Genomic DNA, 13,146 nt, shown 5'->3' with positions numbered 1-13,146 from the left:
ACATGGGTGGGGGCCTCGCTGACGGCGCCCACGCGGCGGCCCAGGCCCATCGCGTCCAGGATGAGCGCCACGCGCCCGTCGCCCAGCACCGTCGCGCCCGCGTAGCAGGCCAGCCCCTTGAGGTGCTTCCACAGCGGCTTGACGACGATCTCCTCGGTGTCGTGGATGGCGTCCACCCACAGCCCGAAGGTGCGCTCACCGGCCTGCAACACGACGATGGTGGCGCCCTCGTCCAGCTTCGGCGCGGCGGGCCCCACGCCCAGCTCCGAGGCGAGCACCACGAGCGGCAGCAATTCCCCGCGAAGCCGCAGCACGGAGGCGTCCTGGAGGCGGGTGATGTCGCGCCGGGCCTGGTCGGGCTCCAGCCACACCACCTCGCGCAGGCTCGCCTGGGGCAGCGCGTACCGGTCACCCCGGCAGGTGACGAGCAGCGCGGGGATGATGGCCAGCGTGAGGGGAATCTTCAGCGTGAACGTGGTGCCCTGGCCCTGGCGGCTGTGCACCTCCACGGTGCCGCCAATGCGCTCCACCTGCGTGCGCACGACGTCCATGCCCACGCCGCGCCCGGACAGCGACGTGACGCGCTCCGCGGTGCTGAAGCCCGGCATGAAGATGAGCATTCGCGCCTCCAGGTCCGACATCCGCGCGGACTGGTCGGCCGTCACCAGGCCCCGCTGCACCGCGACCTGCCGCACGCGCTGCACGTCGATGCCCGCGCCGTCGTCGGACATCCCCAGGTGCACGAGCCCGCCCTCGTGCGACGCGCTCAGAGTCACGCACCCCACGGGCGGCTTGCCCCGCTGCACGCGCTGCTCGGGCGTCTCCACGCCGTGGTCCACGGCGTTGCGCAGCAGGTGCGTGAGCGGATCATGCAGCGCCTCCACCAGCGTCTTGTCCAGCTCCGTGTCCGCGCCCTGGAGGACCAGCCGCACCTGCTTGCCGCACCCGTGCGCCAGCTCGCGCACGAGCCGGGGGAAGCGGTTCCACACCTGACCCACCGACTGGAGCCGCGTCTTCATCACCACCTGCTGCACCTGCGTGGTGACGACATCCAGGCGCTGCGACGCGGTGACGAGGTCGGCGCCCGGCGTGGGGCCCGCCGCGCACTGGAGGATGCGGTTGCGCGCCAGCACCAGCTCGCCCATCAGGTTCATCAACCGGTCCAGCAGCGCCACGTCCACCCGCAGCTTGGAGTCCACGCCGGTGGAGGAGCCGCGCCAGGGCAGGATGCCCGGCACGGGCGGGGCCTCCGGAGCCTCCAGCGGTACGGACTCGGCCGCCGCGCCCGCCAGCCGGGCATGCAGCGCGGAGTGGTCCGCCGCGGGCTCCATGCCCGTCGCCTCGATGTGCTCCAGCGCGCCGCGCGCCACGTCCGCGAGGGCCAGCAGCGTGGACACGCGCTCGCGGTCGAGCGTGAGCCGCTTGTCGCGCGCCAGCCCGAGCAGCTCCTCGGCGGCGTGCATCAGCCCCTCCAGGCGGGTGAAGCCCAGGAAGCCGCAGGTGCCCTTCACGGTGTGCAGGCTCCGGAACAGCTGCGCCAGCAGGGCCTGGGAGCCCGGCTGCGCCTCCAATTCCAACACCGTCGCCTCGACGCTCTGCACGTGCTCGCGGGACTCAAGCAGGAACTCCCGCATCACGTCGTCCCAGCCCGGAGTGTCACTCACGGACGGAGCGCCCTTTGCGCGAAGGCGCGCACGACGGGCGTCTGGATGAATGGTTGCTGCCTGGCGCTGCCCATGGGCAACGGCCCCCCCGACCCGCAGGACACCGGAGTCGAGTCGACAGCATGTCTCAATGTCAGAAACGCGAAAGCTGTCCCGCGGGGAAGGTGCCCTGGTCAGAAGAACAGGCGAAGCAGGTCAAACCGTGTTTCCGCGCCCAGCTTCCGCAACAGATTGGCCTGATGGAATTTTACGGTGCGCTCGGTAATCCCGAGCACCGTCGAGATGTCGATGGGGGAGCGTCCAAGCGCGAGGTAACGCAAGACATCGCCTTCGCGCTCCGACAGGCGCGCGGCCTGCGCCAGCCTTCGCACCTTCGCCTCGAAGAGGCCGGTGAGCGTGGTGTCACCAATCGTGTGCACGCTGATCCGCGCGGTGCCGGCGCTCGTCGGGGTGGCGGTGACGACCTCGAAGCCCTCGCCGGCGGCGGAGGCCTGCCTGACGATGGTGTGGGGCCAGGACGTGGGGGACACCGCGGTCAGCGGACAGTCCTGGCAGGGCGTGTCGCGGTGGGCGAACGCGCCGAAGCACGGGCGTCCCACCATGTCGTCGTGCTCCACGTGGTCCGCGCGCCAGACCGCCTTGAGCGTCCCGAACGTCGACAGCTCGGTGGAGATTTCATAGCTCAGGTCCCGCCCCTGGCCGGGTTCCCCATGGGCCACGGCACGCCGAGGCATGGGAAGGGGAGGCCCGGCGCGGGTGACGATGCAGACGAGCCGCAGCGGGGGCCGGCCCACGGCCACGACATCCAATTCCACCGACAGACGCTCTCCCTCGCGCGTGAGCACCTCGGTCTCCAGCCGGTGTTCCGCGCTGGTGAAGACCGCGCGCAGCGCCTGTCCCACCTCCTGGCCCAGCTCTCGCGGCGTACACACGTCCGTCCAGCGACGGCCCAGCAACTCCTCGCGGGGGCGTCCCAGGAGCGAGGTCAGCGCTCCATTGGCCAGCTCGATCCGGCCCCGCCTGTCCATCACGACGATGGGGCGCCCGTCCCGCTCCGCCAGCAGGGATGCCGTCAATGACCAGTCCATGGTGACCCCCCGCCCGTTGCAACCCCAATCCACTTTTCCAGTGGAATGAAGGGCTTCAAAGGTTTCATGAGCTTACCGCGAAACGACAGGCTTCGCAGGAGGGGGGAGGACGTGTGTTGACCCACCCACCCTCCAGGTTGTCCGCCCGCCGGGCCTTGCGCGCAGGGCCAATCCCAGACATCCGCCGTGGCTCTCTGGACAGAGCGCGTCTGGCTTGGAAGCGCCCACGGCGTAGGACATGGGAGCCAGCGCCTGGAGGCGGGGACCCGTCCCCTGGCCTTCTCCGAGGGGGGCCGGCTGCCTGCTGGGCGTGCCGGAAACCTGGAACGTCACCTGGATTCGAGGCAACCTCCTGCATTGTGTGGCCTTCGGGATTACTCCCAGGGGCTGACCCGGACCTCCGTAGGAAGGGAGCTGACTGCATGAGTGCCTCGCGACGACCCGCCCAGTTCGACCTCTTCACCGGGGCGCTGGAGGAAGCCCCCGTGTCGTCCCGCCGGCGCACCCAGCCGCTGGCCCCGGCCCCGGTGTCCGACGACTTGCGGCTGCTGGGCGAGCAGCTTCCCAAGGGCGTCTACCTGGGCACGTCCTCGTGGACCTTCCCGGGGTGGACGGGGCTCGTCTACGACCACGAGGCCAGCACCACGCAGCTCGCCAAGGAGGGCCTGGGCGCCTACGCGCACCACCCGGTGCTGCGCACGGTGGGCATCGACCGGACGTTCTACGCGCCCGTGCCCGCCGCCGCCTTCGCCGAGTACGCTCAGCAGGTGCCGGACGGCTTCCGCTTCCTCGTGAAGGCCCACGAGGCCTGCACGCTGGCGCGCTTCCCCGTGCACGAGCGCTATGGCGCGCACCGAGGGCAGGTGAACGACCGCTTCCTCCAGGCCGCCTACGCGATGGACCACGTGGTGGGGCCCTTCCTGGAGGGCCTGGGCGACAAGGCCGGCCCGCTCGTCTTCCAGTTCCCCCCGCAGGACCCGGCCTCGCTCGGCGGCGCGGCGCGCTTCGTGGAACGGCTGCACGCCTTCTTCCGCGCGCTGCCCAAAGGCCCGCTGTACGCGGTGGAGGTGCGCAATGAGGAGCTGCTGACGGAGGGCTTCGCCCAGGCGCTCGCGGACACCGGCGTCAGCCCCGTGCTCGCGGTCTGGGCCCACATGCCGCCCGTCGCGCGTCAGGCGAAGCTCACACGTGCCTTCGAGTCCCGCGCCGTGGTGGTGCGCTGGATGCTGCCGCCCAACCTGGGCTACGAGGAGGCGCGTGCCCGCTACGCCCCCTTCAACAAGTTGGTGGACGAAGATGTTGGCACCCGCGACGTGCTGGCCCGGGTGTGCATGGCGGCGGTGCGGCGCGAGCGGCCCGTCTTCGTGACCATCAACAACAAGGCGGAAGGGAGCGCTCCCCTGTCCGCCATCCGGCTCGCGGAACGCGTCGTGTCACACAAGGAGGAGGGCGGGCAGCGAAGCGCTGCTCACGCGACATGACTTGCGCGCGAGCACGCCGCTTGCTTACGTGAAAGCCCATGAAGGCGATGACCCTGGCTGTCCTGCTGATGCACATGACTTCCGCTGGCGGTGCCGGCGCGGAGGAGAAGCGGGCAGGCAAGCATGCGAAGGACGCGGAGGGCGAACCGCGGCAGGGCGCGGTGAAGACGGAGATCACCTCCCTCAAGGGGGAGATCACCAGCCTCAAGGAAGAGTTCCGGATCGCGCGCGAAAAGCAGCGTCTGGCGGCTGAAGAGAAGAAGCGCCAGGAGGAGGCTCGCTACGGTGTCCCGGCGAAAACCACCCCTGTCCCTTCCTCCGGAGGGGCCGGAGCCCCCGCCCGATGAGGGCGAGGCGGTAGAAATTCCGGTCGATGGCAACCTCGACCTGCACCTCTTCCAGCCCCGTGAGGTGAAGGAACTCGTCACCGAGTACCTCTGGGCGTGCCGGCAGAAGGGCGTGCTCGACGTGCGCATCATCCACGGCAAGGGCACGGGCGCGCTGCGGCGCACCGTGCAGGCCCTGCTGCCCACGCTGCCGGAGGTGGACAGCTTCCGGAGCGCCTCGGAAGGCGACGGAGGCTGGGGTGCGACGTGGGTGCGGCTCAAGCCGCTCTAACCTGTCAGGACAGCCAGAAGTACGCGGAGGCGATGAGGGTGCGCTTCTCCGTCACGCGCCCCTTCTGGGCCAGCTCCGCCATCTGCCGGTCCTTGGACGCGTAGCGCTTCTCCTCCTCGTTGCGCAGCGACGCCAGCTTGCGCCGGTACTCGCGCTCCATCCGGTCCGAGTGCGCCCGCGCCTTCGCGCGCTCCGCGGTGTCTTCCACGCCCGCGACTTCCTTGCGCGCGTCGATCCACGTCTGCCGCGCGGCCTCCACCACCTCGCGCGACTCCATCAGGCAGTCCTCGACGTAGCGGTCCGCGCGCTCGCGGGCCTTGTCCAGCTCCAGGGCATTGCGGCGCTCGGCGGCCCGGATCAGCTCATCCTTGGCCGTCATCAGCGACTGCTCTTGCATGAGCTGCACGGACACCGGCGCGGGCTGCCGGCGCTTCTCTTCCTTGGCCTCGAGCTTCGTGAAGTGGACACCGTCCGTCAGCGGCAGGGCCCGGAAGCCGCCGTCGCGGTCCTTCACCAGCACCAGGTGCACCAGCTTCTCTTCGGGCTTGAGGCCGGTGATCTCGAACTTGTAGGCGAACCACCAGCCCTCGCAGCCGGCGAGCCGCGCCAGCCGGGACGGAAGGCTCGCCGCGTCCAGTTGCAGGTAGCTGACGGCGTCCTGGGTGCGGTCGCGCACGGCGTAGGCGGCCTTGGCCACCTGGAGCCGTCCGGAGGTGCGGCTGCCCAGCACGGAGCCGGTGAGGGCGCGCGCCTCCTGCTGGCGGCGGGCCACCACCTCCTTGGCCTGGTCTCCGGCCACGCGCAGCCGGCGGCGCACGTCGCCGTCGAAGCGCTCCAGCACCGCGGACTTCATCTCCGTCATGCGCTGGGTGATGGCGCCTTCCAGCTCCTCGCGCAGCTTGTCGAAGGCGATGTTGATGTCGGCCGGGTTGCGGCAGGACTGGTAGATGTCCAGCACGCGCCGCTCGAAGTCGACGCCGCTCTCCAGCGCGCCCAGGATTTCATCCGACGCGCCGAAGACGCCGTCGAAGAGGTTGAGCTTCTTCTCCAGCAGCTCGAACAGGCGCGCATCCGCCGCGTTCTGCCGGTTGAGGAAGTTCACCACCAGCACGTCGCGCTGCTGGCCATAGCGATGGCAGCGGCCGATTCTCTGCTCCACGCGCTGCGGGTTCCAGGGCAGGTCGTAGTTCACGACCAGGTTGCAGAACTGGAGGTTCAAGCCTTCCGCGCCGGCCTCCGTGCAGATGAGGATCTGCGTGCGGTTGCGGAAGTCATCCACCAGCGCCTTGCGCTCCTCGGGCGTGCTGCCCGAGTCCCCGGACAGGAGTGAAATCTTGTCCTGGTAGCCATGCTCCGACAGCAGGTTGAACAGGTACTGCTGCGTGCGCTTGGACTCGGTGAAGATGAGCGCCTTCTCCGGCCAGCTGTGCGTGCGCATCACCGCGAAGGTGCGATCCAAAGCGCGCTTGAGCGCCTCACCCTTGGCGTTGATCCGGATGGAGTCCGCGAGGTCCGCGTACTGCCGCAGCTCCCAGACCTCCTGCTCCAGCGTGCGCACGGCGGGGGCCTTGGCGGGGTCGTCGGACCACTCCTCGCCTTCCTCCACGAACTGCTTGGCCTCTTCCGGCTCGAAGAGCGCCAGGGCCTGCTGTCCCAGCCGCGCCGCTTCCAGGCGCTTCTGGAGGTTCTCCGACAGCTTTCGCAGCGTGGGCGCGATGGCGAACGTGGAGGAGGCCAGCAGCTTGCGGTAGCACAGCGTCAGCAGCGTCTTCTTGCCGGGCTCGATGGCCGCCACTTCGGAGCGCTGGAGGTACTCGCTGACCTTCTCGTAGAGGTCGTGCTCCTCGGGGGACGGGTTGAAGTCCTCCACGATGCTGCGCCGGTTCGTGTAGCGCACGTACTCGCGCACCTGACGGCGCAGCGTGCGCTGTACCACCGGGGCCAGTCGCTCCTTGAGTTCGCAGGCGGCGGCCTCCGTCATGCCGCCGCCTTCATCCGCGCGGTAGCGGCTGCGGAAGGCGTGCTCGGGCCCCAATATCTGCTCGTCCAGGAGCGACATCAGGCCGAACAGCTCCATCAGGTTGTTCTGGAGCGGCGTGGCGGTGAGCAGCAGCTTGGGCCGGCCCGCGAGTCCCGCGCGCAGCGCCTGTCCCATCTTGTTGTTGGGCCGGTGCGCGTTCCGCAGCCGGTGGGCCTCGTCGATGATGACCAGATCCCACGGAATCTCCGCCAGCAGGTTCACGCGGTTGGCGGCGAACGGGTGCGAGCAGATGACGGGGAAGGGCTGATCGAAGCAGTTGTTGTGGGCGCGCACGTGGCGGCCGTCCACCAGCACGCTGTCCAGGTCGAACTTCTCGCGAAGCTCCGCGTTCCACTGCGCGCGCAGCACGGCGGGCGCCAGGATGAGGATGCGGTTCTTGCCCTCCGCCATGAGCTGGGCCACGACGAGGCCCGCCTCGATGGTCTTCCCCAGGCCCACCTCGTCCGCGAGCATGCAGCCGCCGCGCGACAGGGCGTCCATCGCGAACATCGCGGCTTCGACCTGGTGGGGGTTCAGGTCCACCTTCGCTTCGGACAGGGCGTTGGCCAGCCGCTGCTGCGTGTCACCGCTGCGCGCGAGCAGCTCCTCCGCCAGCAGCCGCTCGTGGAAGGGCGTCAGCGCCGCCGCGACCAGTTCTTCCGCGGCCCGGGCCGCGACAGCCGCGGCGTCCGCCTCCACCTGCACCCTCAAACCCCTCGCGACCTCCGCCAAGTCCCGCCTCCCATCCGTGGTTTGAAGCGCTCGCGCACGTGCGCGGACGATTGAGGCGCGCCATTCTCTTGAGCGATCCGCATCTGTAAAGGGGGTCCTCCGCGAGGCCGAAAACTCGGCCTCCGCGCGATTGGCAAGGACGCTGTTCGGCGGAGCGTTTTCGCGCGCGCTCACGCGTGCGGTGAAATGTTCCGATGCATGTCCAAAGGTCTTGACGAATGCGTCTGGCGCGCTCCACGAACACGCGCGTGTTTCAGAGCCGTCCGCGCGCCTTCACGTCCAGGTACATGTTGAGCGCCGCGGCCCCGAACGCGCGTGCCGGCGCGCGCACCACCAGGGCTCCCGCGTCGCGCAGCGTGGTGGCGGTGCGGTGGTATTCGGCCTCCATGCGCTGCGCGGCCTGTCGCGCGTAGGCGGCGGTCGCGTCGCCGGGCACGTCGGTGGCGGCGGCCTCCAGGTCCTCGTCCAGGAGCGACGCGACGACAGGGAGGTGCCGGGGCCGCAGGGCCAGCGTGCGGGTGAGGAGCGTGGCGGAGGCGTCCGGGTCCACCAGGTCGGTGAAGAGCACCACCAGCGCGCGGCGCGTCTGGCGCGCGAAGGCGAAGTCGAACGCGCGGCCGTAGTCGCTCTCCTCCAGGCCGGCCTCGGCGCGGTAGAGGGACTCGGTGATGAGGCGCAGGTGTTCGGCGCCCTTGCGCGGGGGCAGGAAGGCGCGCACGTCGCTGGCGAAGGCCACGACGCCCACCACGTCCCCCGCGTCCAGGCTCACGCGCGCGAGTCGCAGCGCCGCGTCCACCGCGTGATCCAGCTTGCGGCGCCCCTGCACCCGGCCCGCCATGTGACGGCCGCAGTCCAGGAGCAGCAGCACCGGCTGGTGGCGCTCGGGCTGCCACGTGCGCACCAGCGTGTGGCCGTGGCGCGCGGAGGACTTCCAGTCGATGTGGCGGAAGTCGTCGCCGGGGCGGTACTCGCGCAGGGATTCGAACTCGCGCCCCTCCATGGCCTTGCGGCGCTGCGTGCGCGCGGATACGGCCTCCGACGCCCGCGCCAGCGTCAGCGCTTCGCGCGAGAGGGCGCTCAGGTCCGGATACACCTTCACGTCCCGGGACGCGGGCAGGCGCACCTGCCGCGAGCACAGGCCCAGCGGCCCCGACAGGCGCAGGTGCACGTCGCCAAAGCGCGCATCGCCCCGGGAGGGAGGGCGCACGCGGTACGTGAGGCGCGTGGAGAGCGCTCCGGCTTCCAGCGTGAAGGGCTGCCGGTGGCCGTGGCTCTCCACGTCCAGGGGCGGCTCGTCGCGCAGCTCTCCGCGCACGGGGGTGTCGGTGCGCGCGTGCAGCACCCAGCGCACGGGGTTGTCCACGCCGGAGGAGAGGATGGGCTCCACCTCCCGGTGCGCTTCGAGGTCAGCGGCGCGGGGCGCGCGGGCGAAGTCCACCGCGCACAGGAGGAGGACGGCCACGTCCACCGTGAGCGCCAGCCACCCGAAGGCGGGGCTCGCCACCGCGAGCGCCGCGGGCACGAGCGCCCCGGCGAACAGCGCCACGGCGAGGCCGGTGGGGACGGGACGCCCGAGGCTCACCGGGGCACTCGCACCCGTTCGAGCATCTGCCGGAGGACGTCGTCCGCGGTGACGCCCTCCACCTCCGCCTCGGCCTTGAGCAGGAGGCGGTGGTTGAGGACGCTCTGGGCCACGGCCTTCACGTCGTCCGGGGTGACGAAGTCGGTGCCCTTGAGCGCCGCGTGCGCCTTGGACGCCGCGAGCAGGGCCTGCGCCGCGCGGGGGCTGGCGCCCAGTCGCACGCGCGGGTGGGCGCGGGTGTCGCGCACCAGCTGCACGACGTACTGGAGGATGGAGTCGTCGCACGCGACGCGGGCCGCGCGGTCCTGCAGCTCCGTCAGCGTGGCCGCGTCCAGCACGCGTGAGACACCGGGAGGCTTGCCCTCGCGCTGGTGGTAGGCGCGCAGCAGCGACGTCTCCGAGTCCGCGTCCGGATAGCCCACGCGCACGCGCATGAGGAAGCGATCCAACTGGGCCTCGGGGAGGGGATAGGTGCCCTCCAGCTCCAGCGGGTTCTGCGTGGCGACGACGAAGAAGTGCGGCGGCAACGGGTGGGTGACGCCGTCGATGGTGACCTGCCGCTCCTCCATGGCCTCCAGCAGCGCCGCCTGCGTCTTGGGCGGGGTGCGGTTGATCTCATCCGCGACCAGGACCTCCGTGAAGACGGGGCCCTTCATCAGGCGGAAGGACTGGGACTGGGGCTGGAAGATGTTGGTGCCCAGGATGTCCGCGGGCATCAGGTCCGGCGTGAACTGCACGCGGGAGAAGGACAGGCCCAGGGCGCCGGCCATGCTGCGTGCGGTGAGCGTCTTGGCGACGCCGGGCACGCCCTCCAGCAGCACGTGGCCCCGCGCGAGGAAGGCCGTCACCAGGTCGGCCAGGACGCGGGGCTGGCCCACGACGGCCGAGCCCAGCGCATCGAGGAGGCGGGAGAGGGGCGTGGCGTCGGACATGGTGGCCGGCGACGGTAGCCCGCCTCCCGGCCGGCACGGCAGCGAAATCCTCGCCGCCGGGCCGTGCGACGGACGGCTACTCCGCCGGGCGCCGCAGTCCCATCAGGCTTCCGAGCAGCGCCACCACCGCGCCGAGGACGCCCAGGAAACAGCCGATGCTCGGCGACGAGTTCATCATCTCCGAGTTGCCGAGCGGCGACGGCACCAGCGTGGTGTCCGAGGAGATCTTCAGGAAGATGAGCGACCAGACGAGGCAGATGACGCTGCTCGCCGTCTGCGCGCCCCACGGAATCATGGGGTTCACCCACGCCATGACGTTGCGCACGCGGATGCCGATGAAGACCATGGTCGACACGGCGAAGAGGAACGAGATGAAGCCCAGGCTGATGAGGCCCAGGAAGTCACCGTCCGCGGCCGTCTCCTTCCACGGCATGAAGCAGGAGAGCACCACCAGCGCCGCGCCCCAGAAGGCGATGCGATCCGAGCCCTCCAGCTCCCCCAGGAAGTTGCGCGCGTCCGCGAGCAGGACCTCGGGGTCTTCGATGGGCGAGCGGCTGGAGTCCCGGCTGTCGCGGGCCCAGGGATCGGGTGAGCCCCCGTCGGAATCGAGGTCGTCCTCGTCGCGGGGCACGGGCGCTGGTGCTCGGCGGGCGGCGGTGCTGCGCCCGGGCGCGGCCTTCGCGGCGGGCCCGCTGCGGGTGGGCGGACGCTGCGCGCGCTCCTTGGCGATGTCGTCCATGCTCCGCACGTTGGTGGAGTCATCACCCGCCGGCGGCGTCGCGGCCTTGACGCCCGGCTTGGAGCGCGTCGGGGCGGGGCGTGCGCGCGGCACCGGCGCGGAGGGACGCGCCTTGGGCTGTGGCCCGACCCCGGTGCTCTCGTCACCCCCGGACTCTTCCTCGGCACCCGCGAGGAAGGACTTGTCGATGATGTAGTCGCATTCGGGGCAGATGGCGGTGTCGTCCGCGACCTTGCTCTTGCAGCCTGGGCAGTTCAGGGCCGGTGCTCCGGGAGGGGGGAACGGCCCGGCATCTTCCCGGCCCTCGCGCGCGGCTGTCAAACCCGTTCAGCGCCATAACCCCTGGATTTTCGCGGGGAATTGACCTACCCCCTCCGGACATGGCCCGCTTGCCCGCCGCCGTGTCCACTGGCCTCCTCCTGTTGACCACGTGTGTGCGCGTGGTGCCGCCATCCGACGTGGGAGGGCGGCCGGACCGGGTCCTGGAGCGGATCGCGGACTGGGAGGATCGCCGCTCGCTGGGAGGAGGCGAACTCGTGCGGCTCGCCACGTCGGCCCCGGACGCGGTGATTCGCGGCCGAGCGCTGCGTGCACTCGGACGCATCCAGGACGTGAGGACGCTGGACGCGGTGCGGGTCGGGCTGACGGCGCCGGACGCGACGGTGCGTGACGAAGCGGCTTTCGCGGCAGGGGAGCTGGCGTTGTCATGGGAGCCCCTTCCGGAGGCTGCCCGGATGGCGCTGAGCGAATCGCTGACGATGGCCGAATCCACCGAGGCCGAGCCCACGGTGCGGATCACGCTGCTGGAGTCGCTGGGAAAGCTGGCCACGCCCGGCGCGGTGGAGGTCCTGACCGCGCGCCTGTCGCCGCCCGACGGTGCGTGGGCCGGGCCCGCGGCGAAGGCCCTGGGCGTGGCGGCGCGCAAGGCCGGAGGACCGCTGGTGGCCCAGGTCCCCCTGGCGACGATGGTGGCGCTGACGGAGTCCGCGCGTCCCCAGGCGGTGCGCTACGGCGGGGCGTACCTGCTGGCGACGGCGAAGCGTCCGGAGGCGGTGCCCGCGCTTCGAGGCTGCGCGGGCGATGTGGATCCGGACGTGCGGGCCCACTGCGTGAAGGGGCTGGGGGACGTGGGTGGAGCGGCTGACGTCCCGGTGTTGGCGCCGGTGCTCGCGGATTCCACGCCACGGGTGGCGGCGGAGGCGGCGCGCGCGTTGGCGAAGTGGGCGGCGAAGTGCCAGGCCGAGGAGGGACCCCAGTGTCCTCCGCTGGTCGCGCTGGCTACGCTCGTGCCCCAGGTGAAGCAGGTGGCATCAGGAAACGCGGCCTGGGGGCATCCACTGCTGGCGGTGGCGCAGCAGGGCCTGCCGGTGAGCGCTCAGCCCCTGTGGATCAACCTCCGGCGCGCGCTGGCGGAGGCCGACCGCGTCGCCACGTCCGAGGAAGCACACGCGGATCTCGCGTGGCTGGACTGCCGGGTCGCGGCGGCGATGGACCGTCAGACCGGCGAACTGAAGCAGGTGCAAGGGTGCGGCTTCGGCCGCGTGTCCGAACCCCGGCGGCTGTCCCTGGGCCTGCACGAAGTGGCGAAGTTCACCCCGGTGCTCGCGGCTGCCTCGGCGCCGAACAAGGGTGCCCCGGTGTCCGCTGCTGCATCGCCGCCGAACACCGCATCCCCGACGCCCGGAGCAGCCTTCGCGGTGCCGCTGCTGGACCACGCCAGTCCCCTGGTGCGAGGCGCGGCGCTGGACGCGCTGTCCGAACGTCCGGTGCCGGAAGCCAAAGCGCCAGTCCGAGCCCTCATCGCGGGAGACGACGCGGTGGTGGCGGCGCTCGCCGCGTCCACGGCGGGCAAGCTGCAGGACACCGAAGCACTGCCCGCGGTGGAGGCCCTGGCGGCGCGGGTGCCCCGGGAGCCGGACCTCGCGGAGTCGGTGGCGGGCGCGCTCGTCGCGTTGCAGGGAAGGGCGGCCGAACCCCGCCTGCGCGAGTGGCTCCACCACCCGCACGCGAACGTGCGCCGCGTCGCGGCCGAGTCCCTCACGGCGCTGACGGGCGCCCCGGTGCGCTCCGCCAACGTGGAGCTGCCCAAGGACACGTACCGCCCACCGGCCGCGCCGCCGGGCACGACGCTCACGCTGCGCACGCGCAAGGGCGACATCACCGTCCTGCTGGAGCGCGACGCGCCGCTCACGGGCGGCAACCTGGTGGCGCTCGCGAAGCAGGGCTACTTCCGGGGCATCACCTTCCACCGCGTGGTGCCGGACTTCGTCGCGCAGGGTGGGGATCCACG

The 13,146-nt window shown here is 71.3% G+C and carries 10 protein-coding genes; 4 read left to right on the top strand and 6 right to left on the bottom strand.

Going from position 1 to position 13,146, the window contains the following annotated elements; all coding sequences use genetic code 11:
- Together D7X74_RS31785 and D7X74_RS31780 are read right to left on the bottom strand one after the other, a co-directional pair.
- Positions 1-1,664 (bottom strand): chemotaxis protein CheA (locus D7X74_RS31785; protein ID WP_147446756.1); only part of this gene is annotated, 1,664 nt, incomplete at its 3' end.
- 173 nt (positions 1,665-1,837) lie between these two features.
- Positions 1,838-2,752 carry a PAS and helix-turn-helix domain-containing protein gene (locus D7X74_RS31780; protein ID WP_120536769.1) on the bottom strand — a complete coding sequence of 305 codons (915 nt, stop codon included), beginning with the start codon at positions 2,750-2,752 and terminating at the stop codon, positions 1,838-1,840.
- A gap of 422 nt (positions 2,753-3,174) precedes the next feature.
- Here D7X74_RS31780 and D7X74_RS31775 point away from each other — a divergent pair, with 422 nt between their 5' ends.
- Genes D7X74_RS31775 through D7X74_RS31765 form a run of 3 tightly spaced genes read left to right on the top strand, consistent with a single transcriptional unit; the run spans position 3,175 to position 4,851 of the window.
- Positions 3,175-4,233, top strand: coding sequence for a DUF72 domain-containing protein (locus D7X74_RS31775; RefSeq protein ID WP_120536768.1), 1,059 nt, complete (start codon positions 3,175-3,177; stop codon positions 4,231-4,233).
- Positions 4,234-4,271: 38 nt separating this feature from the next.
- Positions 4,272-4,580 (top strand): hypothetical protein, encoded by a 309-nt coding sequence (locus D7X74_RS31770; RefSeq protein ID WP_120536767.1) that lies wholly within the window; start codon positions 4,272-4,274, stop codon positions 4,578-4,580.
- Positions 4,519-4,851: a Smr/MutS family protein gene (locus D7X74_RS31765; protein ID WP_120536766.1), complete on the top strand. Its 333-nt coding sequence runs from the start codon at positions 4,519-4,521 to the stop codon at positions 4,849-4,851. Before D7X74_RS31770 ends, D7X74_RS31765 begins: the two co-directional genes overlap by 62 nt.
- Positions 4,852-4,855: 4 nt before the next feature.
- Here the strand turns inward: D7X74_RS31765 and D7X74_RS31760 are convergent, their stop codons facing one another.
- The 4 genes from D7X74_RS31760 to D7X74_RS31745 all read right to left on the bottom strand — a co-directional run bounded on the left by D7X74_RS31760 (position 4,856) and on the right by D7X74_RS31745 (position 11,177).
- On the bottom strand, positions 4,856-7,603 hold the full coding sequence (locus tag D7X74_RS31760; protein WP_120536765.1) for an SNF2-related protein: 2,748 nt from the start codon (positions 7,601-7,603) through the stop codon (positions 4,856-4,858).
- A gap of 253 nt (positions 7,604-7,856) precedes the next feature.
- Complete coding sequence (locus tag D7X74_RS31755) at positions 7,857-9,185, bottom strand: DUF58 domain-containing protein (RefSeq protein ID WP_120536764.1); 1,329 nt, start codon at positions 9,183-9,185, stop codon at positions 7,857-7,859.
- The gene (locus tag D7X74_RS31750) at positions 9,182-10,117 is read right to left on the bottom strand and encodes a MoxR family ATPase (RefSeq protein WP_120536763.1); all 936 of its coding nucleotides are present in this window, start codon (positions 10,115-10,117) and stop codon (positions 9,182-9,184) included. The genes D7X74_RS31755 and D7X74_RS31750 overlap by 4 nt, the downstream gene beginning before the upstream one ends.
- A 76-nt stretch (positions 10,118-10,193) precedes the next feature.
- Complete coding sequence (locus D7X74_RS31745; protein ID WP_120536762.1) at positions 10,194-11,177, bottom strand: hypothetical protein; 984 nt, start codon at positions 11,175-11,177, stop codon at positions 10,194-10,196.
- Between the two features lie 59 nt (positions 11,178-11,236).
- Between D7X74_RS31745 and D7X74_RS31740 the strand changes: the two genes are divergently transcribed.
- Positions 11,237-13,146 (top strand): HEAT repeat domain-containing protein (locus tag D7X74_RS31740; RefSeq protein ID WP_120536761.1); only part of this gene is annotated, 1,910 nt, incomplete at its 3' end.

Source organism: Corallococcus sp. CA047B, assembly GCF_003612065.1.
GTDB classification, from domain to species: domain Bacteria; phylum Myxococcota; class Myxococcia; order Myxococcales; family Myxococcaceae; genus Corallococcus; species Corallococcus praedator.
Note: the sequence above shows the minus strand (reverse complement) of the source record. Positions and strands in the feature narration are given on the sequence as shown.

Excerpts from the sequence above, each read along its gene's own strand:
- D7X74_RS31780 (WP_120536769.1), bottom strand. The coding sequence starts at position 2,752 with ATGGACTGGTCATTGACGGCATCCCTGCTGGCGGAGCGGGACGGGCGC.
- D7X74_RS31775 (WP_120536768.1), top strand. The coding sequence starts at position 3,175 with ATGAGTGCCTCGCGACGACCCGCCCAGTTCGACCTCTTCACCGGGGCG.
- D7X74_RS31770 (WP_120536767.1), top strand. The coding sequence starts at position 4,272 with ATGAAGGCGATGACCCTGGCTGTCCTGCTGATGCACATGACTTCCGCT.
- D7X74_RS31750 (WP_120536763.1), bottom strand. The coding sequence starts at position 10,117 with ATGTCCGACGCCACGCCCCTCTCCCGCCTCCTCGATGCGCTGGGCTCG.